Below are 20,076 nucleotides of genomic sequence, written 5' to 3'. Positions count from 1 at the left end.
GAAGCCCTACTGCTTATTTTGTTTCACGGTGTGCTGTTGTACGTTTTTCTCTTGGGCAATATTTCTTAAGCTCAAGACGATCTGGATTATTACGTTTATTTTTTGTTGAAATATAGTTACGATCTCCACACTCAGTGCAAGCCAATGTAATATTCACGCGCATGTTTATTTCCCTCCAAACAATTAAGCATTTCATTCATACGACTTATCCATAATATCATTTTTTAAAAGGAAATGCTAGTATGTTTTTTTTAGATAATTATTGTATTCATTCCGTTTGCTTTAAAAGGGCTTGCTCCATTGAGAGTAATTCGTTTTTATTGGACCCTGTAATCGTCCATGTGCTCATTTTTCCAATATCATGCGGACCTAACGACATTTTTATTGAAAAAATACTAGAGGCAGGCGTTTTTGCCATTGGCAGGTAATTTAGGTTCCCTTTCTGAAGAGAATTCCATATTTGATCAGTAAAAACCTTCCATTGTGGCATGGCCGTGTATTCCTTCATTCCAACTCCATTATGTTCTCCATTAACCAGATAATTATTATTATTTGCATGATGAAAGATTCTTTTATCTGTCGGTGATACAAAGGCAAGATTGTCTTGAGTAACAATTGGATAGTAATGCATGGCCAAAACTTTCATCTCTTTCGTTTCCTTGCTGTGATTACTAATATAGACGCTTGAATATCGAATTTTGGAGTGGGGTTGCTCCTCTTTCACTTTGATAACTATTTCTTCGTTATGTAAAACCTTTTCCTTGCAATCTTGGAGCCAAAAGTACTTTCCGTTAACCCATAAACCGGGAATAAACTGAAGTGTTTCCTGTGGAAGGTGGGGGCTAGGTTTCTTTTGTTGTAGCTGTTTAATTTTATTCATCGAATTACACCTTTTTATTCATTATTTAGTGTTTCATTTACTTCATTAGAATGTTCACGTTTGTTTAAATGATACATACTACTATAATCCATCCTTTTTTGCGGATGCTCTTCATATTGCTTAATTTGAATTAGATCATAATTGATGTCAGTTCGATTCGGTATTTCCATCATCGGAGTCTGAATGATATTGGAGCGAAACAGCGGAAAAAATTCTTTATCTGAAACATTAATCCCTAATTCTGCAACATAATCTCGATTTGCAAACAACCCTTTTATGAACCAATGTCCATTTTGATAGGGAATCTTGATTTCAAAAAAATGGTGAGCGTTTTTACCAGTAAAATCCAAATCGGTAACATCATAAATTCGAACAACTGGCTTCAGTCGATAAAAATTTAGATGAAAATATCGTTCCATAATTGTTTGGGGTATGTTAGAAACTTCCCAGAAGAGAAGCATTTTACGGGGAGTAACTAGCTTAGCAATCATTTGACTCTTAAGCGGAAGATAGTCTGTAGATGGATGGTTAGTTATATTTCTGCCATCTCCTTTTAAATTAGTAGTTTCATAAACCATTTTGTCCTCCATTTCTGCAACTGATTAATATATGCGCGAATTTTCGAATTATTCTTAATAGATGATAATTTAATCGTACCACCAGTTGCTACCGCACACAATAAACGCAAATTGTCGTTTCTTGGAAACTTTGAGATCCAATACTTTCCGTATTACTAAAAAAAGATAAGGCAGAAAACGCCTTATCTTTTACAACTCTATGATCCTTTAGGCATTTAAATTAACTCGGTTTCCTGTTACAAGGTAAATGACATGTTCTGCAATATTCGTTGAATGGTCTGCGATTCTTTCGATATATCTACAAACAAATGCCAATTGAATAATTTGGTTGGTCGCATGTGGGTTTTGTGGAATATGGCCTAACAATTCTTGTATTAAAATTCCAAACATTTTATCCACTTCATCATCTTTTTCTGCACATTTTTTTGCAACCTTAATATCCTCTGAATAAAAGGCCTTTATGGAATCTGAAACCATCTCCAAGGCCATTTCCATCATTTTTGGGATATCAATTATTTCTTTAAAATGCTTTTCATTACCAATATGCAATGCTGATTTAGCAATATTTACTGCAATATCTGCAAATCGCTCAACCTCAGATGATACTTTTAAAGCTACATTTATTTTCCTAAGATCAGTCGCAACTGGTGATTGTCTTGCAATTAATAATAATGCTTTATCATTTATTTCATATTCTAAATCATCGATTTCATTATCACCATCGATAACTTGCTTAGCCTTTTCCATATCCTGATTAATAAGAGCAATCATCGCTTCCTTGATTGCATGCTCCGATTTTTCAGCCATTGTTAAAAGCAAATCTTTCAACTCTTTTAAATTATTATCAAAAATTGCCCTTGTACTCATAGTAGACACCTCATCATCCGAATCTTCCTGTAATGTATCCTTCAGTCCGTTCGTCTCTTGGATTTGAAAAAATTGTCGATGTTGAATCTAATTCGATTAATTCACCCATTAAAAAGAATGCAGTCTTATCTGAAACCCTTGATGCCTGCTGCATGTTGTGGGTTACAATAACAATCGTATATTTTTCTTTTAATTCTAAAATCATTTCTTCGATCTTTAGCGTAGAAATTGGGTCTAACGCAGATGTTGGTTCATCCATTAATAACACTTCTGGTTTGGTTGCCAGTGCTCTTGCAATACATAACCTTTGCTGTTGTCCCCCTGATAGTCCCAATGCAGGAGCATGTAAACGATCCTTGACTTCCTCCCATAGCGCCACATCCATTAGTGATTTAATGACAATTTCATCAAGATGCTTCTTTTTTGTGATCCCATGGACTCTTGGTCCATAGGCAACATTATCAAAAATAGATTGCGGAAACGGATTTCCCTTCTGGAAAACCATTCCCACATGTTTGCGTAAATCGACGAGATCCACTTTCTTATCTAATATATTTTGGCCATTAATATTAATTTCGCCCGTCATTTTTACATTTGGGACCATATTAATCATCAAGTTTAGCGTTTTAATAAATGTAGATTTACCACATCCCGAGGGGCCGATGATAGCGGTAACCTCTTTCTTGTTTATCGGAAAATTGATGTTTTTTAATGCATGATGCTCACCATACCATAAATTCAGATCTTTTATATCAAAAACCTGTCTGGTTAATGTTGAAGTTTCCACAACTTTTCCCCCTTATCCAAACCTTCCAGAGATATATTCCTCTGTCTTTTTAACAGATGGATTGGTAAAAATCTTTTCAGTATAATCATATTCAATGATATCACCGCTCAAAAAGAAAGCTGTTTTATCGGAAATACGGGATGCCTGCTGCATATTATGTGTAACGATGATTATCGAATATTCCTTTTTTAAATCAACGATTAAATCCTCCACTTTTGCATTGGATATCGGATCTAGCGCCGATGATGGCTCATCAAGAAGCATGACCGTAGGTTTCATTGCAATCGTCCTAGCAATGCAAAGACGCTGCTGCTGCCCGCCTGAAAGGGATAGTGCAGATTTATGAAGCCTGTCCTTTACCTCTTCCCATAATGCAGCTTTTTTCAAACTCTCTTCGACAATTTCATCCAGTTTGCTTTTCTTCTTGATTCCAGCAAACTTAAGGGCATGCGTAATATTTTCATAGATTGATTTTGGAAAAGGGTTGGGTTTTTGAAAAACCATCCCTATTTCCTTACGGAGAGCAACAACATCTATTTGCTCCGACAAGATATTAAGATCTTCATAAATGATTTCTCCCACTGCTCTTGCACCTGGAATGAGATCATTCATTCGATTGATACTTCTTAAAAAAGTCGACTTACCACAACCGGACGGACCGATTAGGGCAGTAACGGAATTTTTTTCTATATCCATTGAAATTCCATTTACTGCTCGTTTTTCACCATAGAATATTTCTAAATTATTTACCTCTAATATTAGATCATTTTGTAATTGGCTGTTTGATCGAACAGCTTGGTTTACCATTTCCTTTTCCTCAAAAGCATTAACCATTCTATCTCCCCGCCTTTTATTTAGATGCAGTAACTTTCTTATGAATCATACTTCCAATCCACCTTGCAAGTAAGTTAAATACTAATACCGATAATACTAAAACAGCAGCTGACCCATTGGAAACTTCTTCAACATCAGGTATTAACCCTTGTGTGTTTACGGACCAAATGTGAACAGCAAGCGTTTCAGCCGGACGAAAGATATTTAATGGTGATTGAGCGGAAAATGGATTCCAGTTTGCGTAATCAAGTCTTGGTGTTGAAAGTCCAGCAGTAAATAATAGTGCAGCTGCTTCCCCAAATACACGCCCTGCAGCAAGAATCGCTCCCGTTAAAATAGACGGAAAAGCACTAGGTAATAAAACAGTTTTTATCGTATGCCACTTGGTAATCCCTAACGCAAGACTTGCCTCTTTCAAATCTCTTGGGACTGCACGAATTGCATCCTCACTGACACGAACAATTACCGGTAAGTTGAAAACAGTTAATGCTAAGGCTCCTCCCAAAATGGTGTATCCCCAGCCTGTTAAATTAACGAACATTAATAAACCAAACATCCCAATAACAATAGATGGCAGCGAGGCTAAAACTTCTATACAAGAACGGATTATGTCGGTAATCCTTCCTGGCTTTGCATATTCCGCCATATAGATTCCACCGCCTATACCTAACGGAAGAGCGATTAACATCGTAATAAATAATATATAAAACGAATTGAACAACTGGTCGCGAATGCCCCCACCGGCACGTACATTGCTTGATGGAGTGGTTAAAAATTCAAGAGAAATATGTTTAAGTCCATTAACCAAAATATAATAAAATAAACCAGCTAAAATAGAAATGATTATGATTGCAATGGTAATAAATACGCCTGTAGCAATTCGATCTGCAGTTTTACTGTTCATTACATTTTCCTCCTTGACGATAGGTAGCGAATGAGGAGAATAAACGCGAACGACATGATTAATAAAATTAAGCCCATTGACCAAAGCGTATTATTTTCTACGCTACCATAGGTTGTATGACCCATGTTTAGAGTAATAATGGTTGTTAAGGTTGCTGAAGCATCTAATAAACTTGTTGGCAGATCTCTTACGTTACCAATAACCATCTGTACCGCAAGTGCCTCTCCAAATGCTCTTGCCATACCAAGAACAATAGCAGTTAAGAGGGTAGGTAATGCTGCAGGTATTAATACTTTTCGTATCGTCTGCCAGCGAGTAGCGCCGAGTGCATACGAACCTTCACGAAGATTTTTAGGCAGTGAACTCATCGCATCTGTTGCAATCGTTGTTACAGTCGGCAAAATCATAATTGATAAAACAATGGTACCTGATAGCAAGCTAAAACCAAGTCCTCCCACATGCTCCCTAATAAATGGGACTAACACTGTAAGCCCAATGAAGCCATAAACAACAGATGGAATTCCAACCAAAAGTTCTATGACTGGCTGCAAAATCTTTCTACCCCATGAAGGTGCAATTTCTGTCATAAAAATGGCTCCGCCAATACCTAATGGTGCTGCAACAATGGCTGATAGAAAGGTTACCGCAAATGAGCCAAAAATAAACGGTAACGCTCCATATTCAGGTTTCGCTTGATTTGTAGGGTTCCAATGAGTACTGGTTATGAATTCAATAAGACTTACACCATTTTTAATAAAGGATTGTAAACCCTTTGAGCCCAAGAAAATGGTGATCGAGATTGTTGCTGATATCATTATGACAGCACACAAGATAACGAGAATTTTCCCGCGTAATTCCCCATCCAGCCAATTTTTCTTAGACTTTAACAATCTGTCTTTTGCAGGTACTAACTTTTCCATAATGCACCAAACACCCCTAAAATACGTCATAATAGGGTAAATGCCTACTAGCATTTACCCTTTCATTATTCAACCCGATTTCTAAAGATCTTTTTGATTCCCTTTAGCATCGCGTTCTACTTTCATTTTTGTGACAGGAAGATATCCTTGTTCTTTTAATAGAGTGTTTTGGATATCGTCAGACATTAAATAGTCAAGGAACGCTTTAGCAAGATCTTTTGCTTCACCTTTTGTATAAGAGTGTTGGTAAGCCCAAACTGGGAATTTACCAGATTGTACATTTTCTTCTGTTGGTTCTACACCATCGATTGCAAGTGGTGTGACAGATTCGTCAGTGAAGTATGAGAATGCAAGGTAACCAACAGCACCATCCGTTTCATTAATAATCTTTTTAACTGTGTTTGATGAATCTTCGGTAATTCCTTCCGCAGGTGTAGCACCATCAAGAGCGAACTTATTGAATACTGCACGTGTTCCTGAAGAGTCTGGACGATTCACAAGAACGATTTTTTGATCAGCACCGCCAAGTTCTTTCCAGTTCGTAATTTTTCCAGTGAAAACTTTAATTAAATCTGCTTTTTTAATATCTTTAATACCAACTTTAGGATTAACAGCAGCAGTCATACCTACAACAGCTACTTTATGGTCAACAAGTTGATCAGCCGGGATGCCTTCTTTTTCTTCTGCAAATACATCGGAGTTACCAATCTGTACAGATCCTTCAGCAACTTGTGATAAGCCTGTACCAGATCCACCAGCATTAACTTGAACATCGACTTTTGGATTTTCAGCCATAAATTCTTCTGCAGCAGCGGCAACTAATGGTTGCATCGCAGAGGAACCAGAAACGCTTAAGGTGCCAGAGAGTTCAGTGGTTTTAGTATCTTTATTTTCAGTTCCTTCATTTTTATCAGTAGAAGCTCCGCCACATGCAGCTGCAAATACCATTAATGCGGCAAGAGTAAGTAATAGGCCGAATTTTTTTAAGCTTTTCATTTGTTTAATTCCCCCTGTGAATTTAGATTTGTTTTTATTTGTTCTGCCTTACATGTATAAGAATAAAGCTAAACTGTTAACTGAGTTTTAATCTTATGTAAAGGTTTTGTAAATGAATGTTGAGTTTTTGTAAATTATGAATAAAAAACACCTGTCTCCGACTTGAGAGACAGGTGTTTGGGTTGTTGAGTTTACTCGTTGTTACTTGTGGTTTCTTCCTATTGTTCAGATGTTGATTTTTTTTCTTTTTCTTGACGTTCTTTCTTTAAATCAAAATAAGCATCCAAGACTCTTCGCCCTATTAGGTTATTAATACTTGGACCACTGTTTCCTTGATATGCCCACGGTACGACAACAGCCATAGCTACCTCGGGATTATCAGATGGTGCAAAGCTGACGAGGCTTAGGTTCATTACTTCTGTGCCACGCTTTGATTTATCAGATCCATCATAAAACGCCTGTGCCGTTCCTGTTTTTCCTGCAGGGGAATAATCTGCACTCTTAAAGTAACTTACAGCAGTACCGTCACCCACCTGCATGACCATTCGAAATCCTTCTTGAACCCGTTTTATCCATGATTCTTTCATATCTAACCGGTTTAATACTTTAGGTTGGATTTCCTCGACAATCGGACCTAATTCATTATTTTCCATGACAGGTTCGCGAATTTCCTTAACGAGATGTGGCTGGATACGATTACCACCATTCGCTATTGTAGAGACGTACTGCGCTAGTTGGATTGGTGTATACGTATCATACTGACCAATCGATAGGAACAGGAGTAAACCAGGAGTTCTTTCAGGACCTGGAAAGCCGCTCATTTCATTAGGCAGGTCAATCCCCGTACGCGTACCTAAACCAAACTGACTGAATGACTGCCGCATCGTATCAAAGGCTGAATAATCGAGCGGTAATGGTTGATTAGCACGATACTGTCCACCTGCCATCGCGATAACGGTTTTCCACATATAGACGTTGGAAGAAACCTGTAGTGCCCTTAAATCATTTATCCGGCCAAATGTTCTCCATGAAGACATAACAGGTGAGCTAGCAATTCTCAAAGGTTCGTCTAGTTGGGTCGAACCAGGTTGAATTGCCCCCGTTTTATAACCAGTTAAAATCGTTGCTCCTTTTACTGCAGACCCAACGTTATAGGAAGTCGTAATATTTCCTCCAGCAAAGTCATTCATGACTGTTTTACCTTTTTTATCTTTACTAATTTGTTTTCCAGCCAGTGATAAGACTTCACCGGTATGGGGATCCATTAGAACGACGAAAGCACGATCGAGTAGAGCAGTATTTGGTTTTTGCTTTGCACTCCACATTTCTTCTTCGATGATATTTTCTACCTTCTTCTGAAGATCCATATCAATCGTTAAAACAAGATCTTTACCCCTCTTGCCTTCAGAAACTACTTCTGTGGAAAGGATTTTCCCCGTCTTATCGGTTACATTTTTCACTTTTGCCTTTTGACCATGCAGGACATCTTCGTATTTTAATTCAAGATAACTTTTTCCGACTCGGTCATTACGGCTGTAGTCACGGGCCATATATTTTTCTAACTGCTCTTTGGGAATCCCTGCTTCAGAGGTAGTAACATCTCCTAATATTGACTTTAGTGTCTTCCCAAAAACATACTTTCGTGTCCAATCAGTTGTTGTATCAACACCAGGTAAATTTTCTAGGTTTTCACTGACAACCGCGAATTCTTCAGGTGTAACGTCTTTATTTTTAACAATTTGTGGTGTTAAGGCATAACCACTGTTAAAGACTCTATAGATCGCAAGAGTTTCAAGCTCTTCACCAACAATACTTTTCACTTCTTTATCAGTTATTCGATCAATCTGAAGTTTATAAATTTGCTTATCATCTAACTTCTCTTGTTTATAGAGGTCCCATTCTTTTTCAGTAATTTTTGCTTTTGCTTCTTCGGGATGTTTTATAATCCAATAATCCTTTCTATCCCGAATAGGAACTTTTTTTGCATCTTCAGTTTTGTCAATGATTTTTGCCAATTTTGCTGCGCTTTCTAACATTTCCTCTTGGGTAGTTTGTTGATATTTTGTGTATGTAATCGCGTTTAATGGCGTATTATCAACAATAATTTTCCCATTACGGTCAAACATTTTCCCCCTAGGAACAGGGTTATTTACTGTAACATCTTCTGTCCGTTCAATTTCACGTTTAAAATCATCCCCAAAAACGATTTGTAATTCGCCAAGTCTTAGAATGAGGACAGAAAATAGCATGAATACCACAAAGAATAACATGTTTAAACGAAATGGCACATGTTCCTTCTTTTTTTTCTTTTTATTATTCAAGGGATAAAAACACTTCCTTTTTCACGGCTTAAGCTTAACTTTCTCTATTTTATAGGATTAGTCTGCTTTTTTCTATGAAAAACCCTTACCAATTTCTCTGGAAAAAATGCCAAAGAAAAAAATGCGCTGAGTAAAAAATCTACTCAACGCATTTCGGGGCTGGTAAGTGTACCCTTTTAAGAAAAAAATAGATGCATGTATGCCCAGCACCTAAAATGAGAAGGAGAATGGGAATACTGTTTTCAGCTTTAAACCAAGTGATAGCTGCTAAAAAGGATACTATAGAAACGATTCTGCCCAGATTCAAGTATATTTCTCGAACAACAATATATTCAATCCTCATTTCAGCAGCCTTCCATCCAGTTCCAATAACATCGTATGTAGTTGACATATACGGCACGAGTAAAAGCGGATAAGCGATTGCAATCATCCCTCCATAGATTAGCAATTTAACAAAATTAACGTCCCAAACAATTAATAGAACAGATGCATATAAAATAATCCCACCAATAAGGATGGCTTTTTTTCGATTTTTTTGTTTTATTAATCGTGAAGCAAAATAATACGCTACAAATGATACGCCTGAATTAAGAAGACCGAATGTACCTAGAGACAATTCACTTCCCGTCGACAGGTAAACAAAAACAGAGATAACAAATGCAAAGGTACCTTCCCTCAAGCCCTGAAAAAAGTTAGCATTCGTAATTAAACGCCAATTTTCATTTTGTTTTCTTTCATTTAGAATTTGCATGAAGCAATAGCTGCCCGATGATGGCCGTGGTTTCAACGAAAAACTCATAAAAACCGCCAGCGCGAATAAAGCAAGTGATAGCCCAAAAACAATCGTGTAGCCTGTATATTTTTCAAATCGTGTAATGATGAACCCAGCAGCGATGGGGCCAATCATTCCGCCAGCAGATGATAATATCCCTAAAAAACCATTAAAAAAATCTCTGGTATCTGGTTCGGTAATTTCAAACGTTAACACATTGTAGGCAAGCCAATAAAAACCATACCCTACTCCTAAAAAGCTACCTAAAAGAAGTAAATAGGTTGAAGCATTTGTTCCAAATACTAAAACCATTACATAAAATAGAGCTAAAAAAATTACACCAATTCTAAGCACAATTACCCTGTCAATTTTTTTCGCCCATCGTCCTGCTAAGATAAATGTAAGCAATTGTAGAATAACGGTCGATAGGTTATAGAAGGCGATATCTGAGTATTTTCCCGTCTGTTTCCAAAGATAAATATTCACAAAGGTGTTAGACAAAGCAATGCTTAATGAGTATAGCCCTCCAATAATCAGCAATAGTGATAAATCTTTTGTAAGTTTAACATCACCCAGTATCTTAAATTTTTTTGCCATTAAAAACTCCCCTTTATCTTATGGGTAGTCTTTATCAAGCCAGTTTTTCTTATTCACATAAAAAAAGACAACCAAAGGGCTGCCTTTTTTCATTAATATTATTTTGCTTGGCTGTAGCGTTTTGACACTTCATCCCAATTTACTACATTCCAGAAAGCGGAAATATAGTCAGGGCGCTTGTTTTGATAGTTTAAGTAGTAAGCATGCTCCCATACATCAAGACCAAGGATTGGAGTTTTGCCTTCCATTAATGGAGAATCTTGGTTTGGTGTACTAGAAACTTCTAACTCACCATTGTTTACAGATAACCATGCCCAACCAGATCCGAAACGAGTAGTTGCTGCTTTAGCAAACTCTTCTTTAAAGCTTTCGAAGCTGCCAAATTTGCTGCTGATTGCGTCAGCTAATTCACCTGTTGGTGCACCGCCGCCATTTGGAGAAAGGATTTGCCAGAATAAAGAATGGTTAGCATGTCCGCCGCCATTGTTACGAACGGCTGTACGAGCAGCCTCTGGAACCGCATCCAAATTAGCAATAACTTCTTCAACTGATTTAGAAAGTAATTCTTCATTACCAGCTAAAGCGTTATTTAAATTTGTTACATATGTGTTATGGTGTCTTGTGTGGTGAATATTCATAGTTTCTTTGTCAATATGTGGTTCAAGTGCGTTTTCTGCATAAGGTAATTGTGGTAATTCAAATGCCATTTTAATTCCTCCTATGTATAAATGATTTTATCGGCCTTAGAATTTCGAATATTTCTAAAGCTTTCCTCCTTAAGATACCAAAGTTGGTTATTTGTATCAAATAAAATGCTTAGGTACTTAACATAGATACCATTCCCTTTATGTAGGATATTATTCAAAAATATAGTATTGAGCCATCCATTCGTAATTTTTCGAAAAATTGTCACCTTTTACCTAAAGGGCAATCTGTCAACGATTTTTGTCATATCCGACTTTTGTCACTTCCAAATCATGTATTAGCCATATTGACACGTAATAAATTATTTATTTAAATCAAAGGGAAGTGGTACATAAGGAGTGATTTTCTATGCAATTAAACCGTTCTTCTATATATAAGTTATTAACTGCATTTTTTCAAAAAAAAGAACCCATTCAAAAAATTAAAGCCGGTTCAATTCTTTTTCAAGAAAAGGATGCTGTAGAGTATGTTTACTTATTACTTACAGGGAGTATTTCACTTGGAAGAGTTCATTTACGCGGTAAGGATTTTATTTTAAAAATCTTAAATGATCAAGAATTAATTGTAGAATACCAACTTTTTAAAGATATTCCTCATTATCAGTTTTATGCAAAAGCACTGACTGATTGTGAAATGATTCTAATAAGAAAAGAGCAATTTGAAGATTTCATTTTAACAGACCCTGAGGCAATGAATGCTTTTGTTACATGGTTAAGTACAGGTTATTTAAAAGCTCAGATGAAATGCCAGGACCTCATTATGAATGGAAAAAAAGGCGGTTTATATTCGATCCTCATTCGCTTATGCAATTCATATGGGATAAAAACAGAAGAAGGTATTCTAATTGACCTGCCCTTAACACATCAGGAACTGGCTAATTTAACATTCGGAACACGTGAAGTAATTCAACGCTCTTTAAAAGATCTGCGCGAAAAGAATATTATCTCCTATGATAATCAGAAGTTTACGATAAAAAAACTGAATTACCTAAAAGAAGAAGTCGACTGCCAAAACTGCTCCTTTGAAATTTGTGGATTGAATTAATTGAAAAAAGCCACCTAGGTGGCTTTTTTAAAGTACAACGATGAAAAAATAGATAATCATTATTATTTGAATAATGGTTTTTGTGACAACACTACTTATGAAGCCAATCACTGACCCAAATCCAACTTTTATGCTCTCCATGAAACTTCTTTTGTTAAAAATTAATTCCGCTGCAATGGCCCCGATAAACGGCCCAATGAGAATTCCTAAAAAAGGAATAACAAAAGGGCCAACCAAAATACCAATCGTACTCCCCCAGACACCCGCCTTAGACCCGCCATATTTTTTAATTCCAATCATATTGGCAATGTAGTCAGCAATAAAAAGAAGGACAATAAACAAACCTTGTATCAACCAAAAATACCATCGAAAGGGTTCAAAGCTAAAAAAGACCCCATATAATAAAAACCCAGCTAATAAAAACAATACACTTGGAATAATCGGATAAACAAGACCTACAAACGCGACGATAAATAACAATATGACGATACTCCAATATACTATTTCCATTCTACTCATCCCTCATAACTTGTTGTTATTATTAAATGTATACATTCCTTCATACGATTAATCTTATGAACGGTTTCAAATTTTTTATAAATGGTATCATTCTTGTGTATAACCCTTACTAAAGATACAATAGATGCTGAAGCATTTATTTGTATTTATGTGTAAAGGTGGTCATTATGAATATTTTTAAACAACTTTATAAAAGTATCTATTCCCCAAAGGATATTGCCTTGTTTCGGTTTCAAGGAATCGGAAAGACAATCCTATATGTCTTTTTCTTAACTTTCATTTCGATTCTCCCGTCTGTTATTTATTTAAGCACAGCTCTTACCTCTGGACTGGACAGTGCAGAGACAATTATCAATGATAAATTACCTGATTTTTCTATTGAAGATGGACATTTAACCGCGGATACCAAGGTTCCAATTACGATAAATAAGGATGACTTTACAATCATTCTCGACCCAACAGGTGCTATTTCTGATACTGATGTCGAGGATGAAGGTAATGCTTTTGCATTATTGGAGGATCAATTTGTATTTGCAGCAGGGGGCAGAGTTGAAACATACCCCTATTCGATGTTAGAAGGATTAGCCATCACAAAGGGTGACTTTGTCGATTTTATTAACGGAATTGGCGGTATGAAATGGATCATCATCCCTGTAGGAGCATTATTCATTTATTTATTTGCAAGTGCTGGCAGTTTTATTGAAGTCACAGTATTGGCTTTGATAGGATTGTTACTTAAAAATCTTATTGGAAGAAATTTAAATTACCGGCAGTTGTGGAGAATGGCCGCATACAGCGAAACATTGCCCACCCTGTTTTTCACCATCATGGCTGCCATTAAAACAACGGTGCCTAGCAGCTTTATGATAAATTGGTTTGTCGTAATCATCGTATTATCTTTAGCGATAAAGGAAATACCGAAACCCAAAAAAGTGAACTAAGTTGCGCCCCTAGCGGGCGTTTTTTTTTATAAACTCGTTCTTTTTATCATTGGACAAGCATACCAATGTACAAACTGTCCTATTTGGAGGCTTGTCCGATGAAAAAATTATTTGGTTTCTTACTAGCCGTTTTAATTATATATGTCATCTATATTGACTTAACTGTTGGTACTCTCCCTTCTTCACTAACACAGCAGGTCGATGCTAAAATCGAAGCACCCAAACTGCAAGTGAAATCAGACCTGCCTTCCTTTGAAGCAAAGGTGGAACCTGGAGCAACCGTGATATCAATTGTAGAACATCAATTGGATAAACCACTTCCAGTCTCGATTACCGACTTAATTCAGGACTTCCGAAAACTAAACCCTGGGGAAACACCAGAAAAAATTCAAATTGGGTCCACATATCATTTCCCTGATTACTCAAAATAAAGAAGATAATGCTTATTCTTGTCAAAAATAGTGAAAGGCTGATAAAATAAAAGGCGGATTGTTTTTATATACCATATTCGAATCCCATTTTGAAGGAGCGAATTACACGTGAGTGAAATAATACATCGCACAAAGACCCGGCCAATTAAAGTAGGTAACTTAACAATTGGCGGGAGTAACGAATTATTTATCCAAAGTATGACTACAACAAAAACACATGATGTCGAAGCAACTGTTGCTGAAATAAAACGTCTTGAAGAAGCGGGCTGCCAGATTGTGCGGGTGGCTTGTCCTGATGAACGCGCGGCAAATGCTATATCTGAAATAAAGAAAAGAATTAACATTCCACTTGTCGTTGATATTCATTTTGACTATAAATTGGCTCTTAAAGCCATTGAAGGCGGAGCAGATAAAATTAGAATCAACCCAGGAAATATTGGCAAACGCGAAAAGGTGGAAGCTGTCGTAAAGGCTGCAAAAGAACGTGGTATTCCAATCCGGATTGGTGTCAATGCAGGTTCGCTTGAGAAAAGAATTTTAGAGAAATATGGTTATCCGACAGCCGACGGCATGGTTGAGAGTGCTCTCCACCACATTAAAATTCTTGAGGACTTGGATTTTCATGATATTATTGTTTCCATGAAAGCATCTGATGTTAATCTTGCGATTGAAGCTTATGAAAAGGCATCTAGAGCATTTGATTACCCACTCCATCTTGGGATTACGGAATCAGGGACTCTTTTTGCTGGCAGCATAAAAAGTGCCGCTGGTTTAGGTACTATTTTACACAAAGGAATCGGGAACACACTTCGCGTTTCCTTAAGCGCGGATCCTGTTCAAGAAGTAAAGGTTGCCAGAGAACTATTAAAAGTGTTCGGTCTTTCTTCTAACGCTGCCACATTGATCTCCTGCCCGACTTGTGGTCGGATTGAAATTGATTTAATCAGTATTGCAAATGAAGTAGAAGAATACATTGAAAAAATTAAAGCACCGATTAAAGTAGCGGTATTAGGCTGTGCTGTTAACGGTCCTGGAGAAGCTCGTGAAGCTGATATTGGAATCGCCGGTGCTCGTGGTGAAGGGCTATTATTCAGGAAGGGTGAGATTGTCCGCAAAGTTCCTGAAGCGCAATTAGTAGAGGAATTGAAAAAGGAAATCGACCAAATTGCTGAGGAGTACTTTCAAAAAAAGGCAGAAGAAGAAAAAGTCATTCAATAACATGAAGAAACCCGGTATAATCACCGGGTTTCTTTTTGCTCCTATGCAGGTTTACGTTAAAAGAACGGGAGAATAAAGATACCGATTACAATCGAAATTGCACCGATACCAATTGCCCAAGCACCTAAACCATTGGCCCCTCTTCTTCTGGCAACGAAGCCTAACACAATCCCTGCAGCACCAAAAAGTATAGGCATAACAAATAGTGATAAAATCGAAAGCACTAACGCAAGCGTCCCAATACCAGTACCACCAGCAGCTTTTTCCCTTACCTCATCGTGTTCCCTTCTGCGTATAAGAGGAACAGGTGCAGCAATCTCTGCAGCTGTCTCTTCCCTATATTCAGAAGAATGTATCGGAACCGAAGCACCAATCCTTGGTGTAGACTCTTCTTTTTTCAAAGTGTAGTGAGCCTTAATAGGTTCAGTAAATTCTGATGCGGTTTCCTCCCTAAATGAAGTAGGAGAATTGGGTATATCTTGACCAATTGTTGAGCTTTGAAGAGCCTCTTGCACTTTCGTGTCTCTTTCGTCTGCCATCCTAATCCCTCACTTTCAGTAATAGGAGCATTAATTATTGTTTGCTTAAGAATATATTTTAGTATGTCAATGTTTGCCTAAAATAGTTTTTTATTTCTATTCTCAAAAAATTAATTGTAAATAGTTACTTTATTGAACCCAATACTTTGGTAAAATATAAAGAGATACGGAAAAGAAATAAGAAAGTGAGTCTACACATGAAAAAAAGATTTGGCATCGATATCGATGGAACTGTAACGTGCCCAAAATCATCCATCCTACCTTTTATTAATAAAGCATTTGAACTGAACATTTCGTATGAGGACGTTACCCAATATGAATATACTCCATACGTAAATGTCTCTGAAAAAGTGTTTGCTGAATGGTTCACAGAAAACGAACCGATTATTTATGCCAATTCCCCTCTTGCGAATGGAGCAGAACATGTCCTTAAAAAATGGGAAAATCAGCATGAATTGTTTTTTATCAGTGCTCGTAGTTCTCATTTGCTTGATATTACCATTAAATGGTTTATTGATAATGGCTTAACCTTTGATCACATCGAATTAATTGGCTCACATGACAAAGTCGCATCTGTTAAAAAGCATAGCTTGGATATCTTTTTTGAGGATAAGCATGATAATGCGGTTATGATACATGAAGAGTGTAAGATCCCAGTCATTTTATTTGATACGCCATATAATCAAGACCCCATTCCAAATGGGGTAATTCGTGTAAATAACTGGAGTGAAGCAAACAAGTGGGTAGAACATTGGATGAAGGAAAGTCGCCCCTTGGTACAAACGTTCTAACAACTACCTATAAAAAACAGCTTGTGTGTTCACAAGCTGTTTTTTAATGACATTCAGGACAAAGACCGTAAATCTCGAATTTATGACCGGAAATATCGTATCCTTTTAAATTTTCACTCAGATTTTTCATTGGGCAGGTATCAATTTCTTTTGTTTTTCCACAAGTCAAACAGATGAAATGATGATGATGGTGTTGCCTTGAACATGAAAAACGGAAATGCTTTTCACCTGATAATTCAGTCATCTCTAGAATTCCCATATTAACAAATAAAGAGAGATTCCGATAAATCGTATCAAAGCTCAGACCAGGGTAATCATCTTTCAGGTGATCCAATACGTCCTTAGCCGTTAAATATTTATCACTATCTGCAAATAATTGCAGCATATCTTCTCTTTTACCTGTTTGTTTAAATCCTTTTTCTTTTAAATATTGTATCGCTTCATCAACGTTCATCAGGCTGCCCCCCCTTATGAATTAATAATTTTTTATAAAAGATGGAGATAATTAAGATGAGAACGGAAATCATCACAATCGTGCCTCCGGGAGCCAAATCTAGGTAGTAAGCTGTAAACAAGCCACCAAGAACTGAAACTTCACCAAACAAAACAGATAAGAAGATGGTTTGCTTAAATCCTCTGGCTATCCGAATACTGGCAGCAACAGGTAATGTCATTAGTGATGACACCAATAAAATCCCAACAATTCTCATCGATGCCGCTATCACCAAGGCCACCATGACAATAAATATGAAATGAATACTTTTCGCTGCAATGCCGGATGCTTTTGCATGTTCCTCATCAAAAGATAGTAAAAACAGTTCTTTATATAATAAAATAATCACCAGAATCACTAAAATACCAATTATAAACACGACCCATAAATCTGTTCTGCTTACAGCGGAGACACTTCCGAACAAATAACTGAACAAGTCTGTATTAAAGCCATTGGCGAGTGAAATAAATATGACTCCTAAGCCAATCCCGCTCGAAAGGATAATTGGAATCGCAAGTTCTTGGTAGTGCTTATAGACACTTCTAAGTTTCTCGATGAATAATGATCCTCCAACTGAAAAAACCATTCCTAAGTATAGTGGATTTAAACCTGCCATCATGGCCACATTTCTTTCTAGAAGCAAACTTGCTGCTATCCCGGCTAATGTTACATGGCTTAGGGCATCTGCTATTAATGATAACCTTCTGACAACAACAAACACTCCTAATAACGGGGCAATAATCCCGATCATCATCCCGGTTAAAAAGGCATTTTGTAAAAATTCATAATGGAAAATTCCTTGAATCATCTTATAACGCCTCCGTGCTCGTGATGATGGGCTAGCAGGTGAACATCGTGCCCATAGGCTATAGACATATCATCCGCTCGGAGTTGTTCAAATTCCTTTGTTTCTCCATGAAAATGCAAATGTTTATTTAAGCAGGCCACATGTGAAACTTTATCCGAAATCGTTCCAATATCATGTGTAACCAATAGAAGCGTAATTTCACGATTTTTATTTAATTCCCCAAGCATTTGATAAAAATTACTTACATTCTCCGCATCTACACCAACGGTTGGTTCATCGAGAATGAGGAGGCTCGGTTCACTAACTAGGGCACGGGCAATAAAAACTCTTTGTTGTTGACCTCCAGAGAGTTCGCCAATATTTCTGTTACTGAACTTAGTCATCCCAACTGCATCCAAGGCATCGAGGACTTTTTGAGCATGTTCCTTTTTAAAAAACTTAAACATTCCTAGCTTTTTCGTCAAACCACTCTCGACCACTTCAGATACAGTTGCCGGAAAACCAGTGTTGAAAGAATTAGCCTTTTGAGAAACATAGCCAATTTTTTGCCAATCCTTAAATTTATTTATTTCCTGACCAAATAAATAAATTTCTCCTTTTTGCGGCTTTAATAATCCTAAGATCAACTTCAAAAGAGTTGATTTCCCAGAACCATTAGGTCCGACAATCGCCAAGAAAGAACCATGAGGAACAGTAATATTGATATCCTCCAGAACCGCATCTTTTTCATAACGATAAAAAAGCTTTTTTATTTCAATAATTGATTGCATAATCTGCACATCACCTTTTAATTATAAGAATCATTCCGATTTACCTCAAGTAGTATACAATAGGTCTGATGGATTGTAAAGCCAACGACACTACAGTTAGTTTGTTGTTTCAAAAAATCTGTAATCACACTCTGGGAACTTCAACATACATTAGGGTGAGGAGTGGTGAGTGTGACAATTTTTCAGAGCATCATTAATCATAAAATCAATACGATAACCGCTGAAGAACTGCTAAAATACGCTGAACAGTTTAATATCTCAGTGACTAGGCAGCAAGCAGGGAAAATTGCGGAATACTTAAGAGGGAAAAATGTTAATATTTTTGATGATTCACAGCGGGCACAATTAGTAAAAGAAATTGCCAAAACTGCTGGTCCAACAACTGCACGAGAAGTGAATAAATTATTTATGCAACTGGCCAAAAAGTAAAAAGCTGTGACTTTCACAGCTTTTTTACTTATGACTCCATGATTAAATTCAGCAAATTCTCATCAAACTTTTGCTCACGAAGCATATTGATTTCAAACTTATAGGGTGCTTTTTTATTATTCTTATCTTCACCTACAAATGGAGTTTCTAAAATTTTAGGAACATCTGAAAGTTGTGGATGGTGGACGATATAATTAAGTGCCTTGAAGCCGATATGTCCAAAACCGATATTTTCATGTCTGTCTTTTCTCATCCCGACAGCATTTTTACTATCATTAATATGCAAGACCTTCAGTTTGTCCAAGCCAATAATTTTATCAAATTCATTTAATACTCCATCGAAATCCTCGACAATATTATAACCCGCATCATGGGTATGACAGGTATCAAAGCAAACGGATAGCTTATCACTATAGTTAACACCGTCCATAATCATGGCTATTTCCTCGAACGATTTACCACATTCAGAGCCCTTCCCTGCCATCGTTTCCAAGGCAATTTGCACTTGCTCTTTCCCTGTTAAAACTTCGTTTAATCCTTCGATAATTTTTTTAATGCCCGCTTCCGTTCCAGCACTAACATGTGCTCCTGGATGAAGGACAATTTGCTTTGCTCCGATTGCCTCGGTTCGTTCAATTTCTGTTCGAAGAAACCTGACACCCAATTCAAATGTATCTGGATTAGTTGTATTCCCAATATTGATGATATAAGGAGCATGGACAATAATTTCAGAAATACCGTTTTGCTCCATATGTCTGCGTCCGGCTTCAATATTTAGGTCCTCTATTTTTTTTCTTCTTGTATTTTGCGGAGCTCCCGTATAAACCATAAACGTATTTGCACCATAGGAAACTGCTTCTTCACTTGCTGCAAGAAGCATGCCTTTTCCACTCATTGATACATGTGATCCTAATTTCAGCATGCCTTTTCTC

Annotated in this window: 24 protein-coding genes; 6 read left to right on the top strand and 18 right to left on the bottom strand. The window is 37.0% G+C overall.

Annotation, left to right across the window (positions count from 1 at the left end; genetic code table 11):
- Window positions 1–13: 13 nt before the first annotated feature.
- From rpmG to BR30_RS0102295, 12 genes are all read right to left on the bottom strand, one after another.
- The gene (gene rpmG / locus BR30_RS0102350; RefSeq protein WP_015594975.1) at window positions 14–163 is read right to left on the bottom strand and encodes a 50S ribosomal protein L33; all 150 of its coding nucleotides are present in this window, start codon (window positions 161–163) and stop codon (window positions 14–16) included.
- A gap of 105 nt (window positions 164–268) precedes the next feature.
- A complete protein-coding gene (locus tag BR30_RS32555) occupies window positions 269–880 on the bottom strand; it encodes a hypothetical protein (RefSeq protein WP_051633429.1) in 612 nt (203 codons plus the stop codon).
- A 14-nt stretch (window positions 881–894) separates the two neighbouring features.
- Entirely contained in the window at window positions 895–1,458 is a 564-nt protein-coding gene (locus BR30_RS35090; RefSeq protein ID WP_051633428.1) for a DUF4912 domain-containing protein, read from the bottom strand.
- Between the two features lie 207 nt (window positions 1,459–1,665).
- Window positions 1,666–2,325 carry a phosphate signaling complex protein PhoU gene (phoU, locus tag BR30_RS0102335; protein WP_026563578.1) on the bottom strand — a complete coding sequence of 220 codons (660 nt, stop codon included), beginning with the start codon at window positions 2,323–2,325 and terminating at the stop codon, window positions 1,666–1,668.
- 13 nt (window positions 2,326–2,338) lie between these two features.
- Window positions 2,339–3,112: a phosphate ABC transporter ATP-binding protein PstB gene (gene pstB, locus BR30_RS0102330; protein WP_026563577.1), complete on the bottom strand. Its 774-nt coding sequence runs from the start codon at window positions 3,110–3,112 to the stop codon at window positions 2,339–2,341.
- Between the two features lie 12 nt (window positions 3,113–3,124).
- Entirely contained in the window at window positions 3,125–3,919 is a 795-nt protein-coding gene (gene pstB, locus BR30_RS0102325; RefSeq protein ID WP_051633440.1) for a phosphate ABC transporter ATP-binding protein PstB, read from the bottom strand.
- 43 nt (window positions 3,920–3,962) lie between these two features.
- Window positions 3,963–4,850: a phosphate ABC transporter permease PstA gene (pstA, locus tag BR30_RS0102320; protein WP_026563575.1), complete on the bottom strand. Its 888-nt coding sequence runs from the start codon at window positions 4,848–4,850 to the stop codon at window positions 3,963–3,965.
- The gene (gene pstC, locus BR30_RS0102315) at window positions 4,850–5,770 is read right to left on the bottom strand and encodes a phosphate ABC transporter permease subunit PstC (RefSeq protein WP_026563574.1); all 921 of its coding nucleotides are present in this window, start codon (window positions 5,768–5,770) and stop codon (window positions 4,850–4,852) included. The genes pstA and pstC overlap by 1 nt, the downstream gene beginning before the upstream one ends.
- Window positions 5,771–5,851: 81 nt before the next feature.
- Window positions 5,852–6,766: a phosphate ABC transporter substrate-binding protein gene (locus BR30_RS0102310; protein WP_026563573.1), complete on the bottom strand. Its 915-nt coding sequence runs from the start codon at window positions 6,764–6,766 to the stop codon at window positions 5,852–5,854.
- Window positions 6,767–6,984: 218 nt separating this feature from the next.
- A complete protein-coding gene (locus tag BR30_RS32545; RefSeq protein ID WP_051633439.1) occupies window positions 6,985–9,036 on the bottom strand; it encodes a peptidoglycan D,D-transpeptidase FtsI family protein in 2,052 nt (683 codons plus the stop codon).
- Between the two features lie 190 nt (window positions 9,037–9,226).
- Window positions 9,227–10,456: an MFS transporter gene (locus BR30_RS0102300; RefSeq protein ID WP_026563572.1), complete on the bottom strand. Its 1,230-nt coding sequence runs from the start codon at window positions 10,454–10,456 to the stop codon at window positions 9,227–9,229.
- Window positions 10,457–10,554: 98 nt separating this feature from the next.
- Window positions 10,555–11,163: a superoxide dismutase gene (locus BR30_RS0102295; protein ID WP_026563571.1), complete on the bottom strand. Its 609-nt coding sequence runs from the start codon at window positions 11,161–11,163 to the stop codon at window positions 10,555–10,557.
- 346 nt (window positions 11,164–11,509) lie between these two features.
- On the opposite strand from BR30_RS0102295, the gene BR30_RS0102290 reads away from it, so the two are divergent.
- Window positions 11,510–12,205 carry a Crp/Fnr family transcriptional regulator gene (locus tag BR30_RS0102290; protein WP_026563570.1) on the top strand — a complete coding sequence of 232 codons (696 nt, stop codon included), beginning with the start codon at window positions 11,510–11,512 and terminating at the stop codon, window positions 12,203–12,205.
- Window positions 12,206–12,232: 27 nt separating this feature from the next.
- Here the strand turns inward: BR30_RS0102290 and BR30_RS0102285 are convergent, their stop codons facing one another.
- A complete protein-coding gene (locus tag BR30_RS0102285; protein WP_026563569.1) occupies window positions 12,233–12,715 on the bottom strand; it encodes a DUF456 domain-containing protein in 483 nt (160 codons plus the stop codon).
- Between the two features lie 176 nt (window positions 12,716–12,891).
- Between BR30_RS0102285 and BR30_RS0102280 the strand changes: the two genes are divergently transcribed.
- The 3 genes from BR30_RS0102280 (at window position 12,892) to ispG (ending at window position 15,314) form a co-directional block, all read left to right on the top strand.
- Entirely contained in the window at window positions 12,892–13,665 is a 774-nt protein-coding gene (locus tag BR30_RS0102280) for a DUF1189 domain-containing protein (RefSeq protein ID WP_026563568.1), read from the top strand.
- Window positions 13,666–13,763: 98 nt separating this feature from the next.
- Window positions 13,764–14,096: a hypothetical protein gene (locus BR30_RS0102275; RefSeq protein WP_026563567.1), complete on the top strand. Its 333-nt coding sequence runs from the start codon at window positions 13,764–13,766 to the stop codon at window positions 14,094–14,096.
- Between the two features lie 117 nt (window positions 14,097–14,213).
- On the top strand, window positions 14,214–15,314 hold the full coding sequence (ispG, locus tag BR30_RS0102270; protein ID WP_197032281.1) for a flavodoxin-dependent (E)-4-hydroxy-3-methylbut-2-enyl-diphosphate synthase: 1,101 nt from the start codon (window positions 14,214–14,216) through the stop codon (window positions 15,312–15,314).
- Window positions 15,315–15,370: 56 nt separating this feature from the next.
- On the opposite strand, the gene BR30_RS38650 is transcribed toward ispG, so the two are convergent.
- Window positions 15,371–15,853, bottom strand: a complete 483-nt coding sequence (locus BR30_RS38650; RefSeq protein ID WP_197032278.1) for a DUF4190 domain-containing protein — start codon at window positions 15,851–15,853, stop codon at window positions 15,371–15,373.
- Between the two features lie 197 nt (window positions 15,854–16,050).
- Here BR30_RS38650 and BR30_RS0102260 point away from each other — a divergent pair, with 197 nt between their 5' ends.
- Complete coding sequence (locus BR30_RS0102260; RefSeq protein WP_026563564.1) at window positions 16,051–16,644, top strand: 5' nucleotidase, NT5C type; 594 nt, start codon at window positions 16,051–16,053, stop codon at window positions 16,642–16,644.
- A 43-nt stretch (window positions 16,645–16,687) separates the two neighbouring features.
- On the opposite strand, the gene BR30_RS0102255 is transcribed toward BR30_RS0102260, so the two are convergent.
- Genes BR30_RS0102255 through BR30_RS0102245 form a run of 3 tightly spaced genes read right to left on the bottom strand, consistent with a single transcriptional unit; the run spans window position 16,688 to window position 18,715 of the window.
- Entirely contained in the window at window positions 16,688–17,098 is a 411-nt protein-coding gene (locus BR30_RS0102255; RefSeq protein WP_026563563.1) for a zinc uptake transcriptional repressor Zur, read from the bottom strand.
- Window positions 17,088–17,945, bottom strand: a complete 858-nt coding sequence (locus tag BR30_RS0102250; protein ID WP_026563562.1) for a metal ABC transporter permease — start codon at window positions 17,943–17,945, stop codon at window positions 17,088–17,090. The genes BR30_RS0102255 and BR30_RS0102250 overlap by 11 nt, the downstream gene beginning before the upstream one ends.
- Entirely contained in the window at window positions 17,942–18,715 is a 774-nt protein-coding gene (locus BR30_RS0102245; RefSeq protein ID WP_035444947.1) for a metal ABC transporter ATP-binding protein, read from the bottom strand. The genes BR30_RS0102250 and BR30_RS0102245 overlap by 4 nt, the downstream gene beginning before the upstream one ends.
- Before the next feature lie 171 nt (window positions 18,716–18,886).
- Here BR30_RS0102245 and BR30_RS0102240 point away from each other — a divergent pair, with 171 nt between their 5' ends.
- Window positions 18,887–19,144, top strand: a complete 258-nt coding sequence (locus BR30_RS0102240) for a DUF2624 domain-containing protein (RefSeq protein ID WP_026563560.1) — start codon at window positions 18,887–18,889, stop codon at window positions 19,142–19,144.
- 28 nt (window positions 19,145–19,172) lie between these two features.
- Here BR30_RS0102240 and BR30_RS0102235 read toward each other — a convergent pair whose 3' ends face one another.
- Window positions 19,173–20,066, bottom strand: a complete 894-nt coding sequence (locus BR30_RS0102235; protein WP_026563559.1) for a deoxyribonuclease IV — start codon at window positions 20,064–20,066, stop codon at window positions 19,173–19,175.
- Window positions 20,067–20,076 lie beyond the last annotated feature (10 nt).

The organism is Bacillus sp. UNC41MFS5 (genome assembly GCF_000686805.1).
The sequence above is the reverse complement of the archived record's forward strand: the minus strand, read 5'-3'. Positions and strand labels throughout refer to the sequence as shown.

Bases quoted from the DNA above. Each gene is read 5' to 3' on its own strand.
- rpmG (WP_015594975.1), bottom strand. From the start codon at position 163: ATGCGCGTGAATATTACATTGGCTTGCACTGAGTGTGGAGATCGTAAC.
- BR30_RS32555 (WP_051633429.1), bottom strand. From the start codon at position 880: ATGAATAAAATTAAACAGCTACAACAAAAGAAACCTAGCCCCCACCTT.
- BR30_RS35090 (WP_051633428.1), bottom strand. From the start codon at position 1,458: ATGGTTTATGAAACTACTAATTTAAAAGGAGATGGCAGAAATATAACT.
- phoU (WP_026563578.1), bottom strand. From the start codon at position 2,325: ATGAGTACAAGGGCAATTTTTGATAATAATTTAAAAGAGTTGAAAGAT.
- pstB (WP_051633440.1), bottom strand. From the start codon at position 3,919: ATGGTAAACCAAGCTGTTCGATCAAACAGCCAATTACAAAATGATCTA.
- pstA (WP_026563575.1), bottom strand. From the start codon at position 4,850: ATGAACAGTAAAACTGCAGATCGAATTGCTACAGGCGTATTTATTACC.
- pstC (WP_026563574.1), bottom strand. From the start codon at position 5,770: ATGGAAAAGTTAGTACCTGCAAAAGACAGATTGTTAAAGTCTAAGAAA.
- BR30_RS0102310 (WP_026563573.1), bottom strand. From the start codon at position 6,766: ATGAAAAGCTTAAAAAAATTCGGCCTATTACTTACTCTTGCCGCATTA.
- BR30_RS32545 (WP_051633439.1), bottom strand. From the start codon at position 9,036: ATGTTATTCTTTGTGGTATTCATGCTATTTTCTGTCCTCATTCTAAGA.
- BR30_RS0102300 (WP_026563572.1), bottom strand. From the start codon at position 10,456: ATGGCAAAAAAATTTAAGATACTGGGTGATGTTAAACTTACAAAAGAT.
- BR30_RS0102295 (WP_026563571.1), bottom strand. From the start codon at position 11,163: ATGGCATTTGAATTACCACAATTACCTTATGCAGAAAACGCACTTGAA.
- BR30_RS0102290 (WP_026563570.1), top strand. From the start codon at position 11,510: ATGCAATTAAACCGTTCTTCTATATATAAGTTATTAACTGCATTTTTT.
- BR30_RS0102285 (WP_026563569.1), bottom strand. From the start codon at position 12,715: ATGGAAATAGTATATTGGAGTATCGTCATATTGTTATTTATCGTCGCG.
- BR30_RS0102280 (WP_026563568.1), top strand. From the start codon at position 12,892: ATGAATATTTTTAAACAACTTTATAAAAGTATCTATTCCCCAAAGGAT.
- BR30_RS0102275 (WP_026563567.1), top strand. From the start codon at position 13,764: ATGAAAAAATTATTTGGTTTCTTACTAGCCGTTTTAATTATATATGTC.
- BR30_RS38650 (WP_197032278.1), bottom strand. From the start codon at position 15,853: ATGGCAGACGAAAGAGACACGAAAGTGCAAGAGGCTCTTCAAAGCTCA.
- BR30_RS0102260 (WP_026563564.1), top strand. From the start codon at position 16,051: ATGAAAAAAAGATTTGGCATCGATATCGATGGAACTGTAACGTGCCCA.
- BR30_RS0102255 (WP_026563563.1), bottom strand. From the start codon at position 17,098: ATGAACGTTGATGAAGCGATACAATATTTAAAAGAAAAAGGATTTAAA.
- BR30_RS0102250 (WP_026563562.1), bottom strand. From the start codon at position 17,945: ATGATTCAAGGAATTTTCCATTATGAATTTTTACAAAATGCCTTTTTA.
- BR30_RS0102245 (WP_035444947.1), bottom strand. From the start codon at position 18,715: ATGCAATCAATTATTGAAATAAAAAAGCTTTTTTATCGTTATGAAAAA.
- BR30_RS0102235 (WP_026563559.1), bottom strand. From the start codon at position 20,066: ATGCTGAAATTAGGATCACATGTATCAATGAGTGGAAAAGGCATGCTT.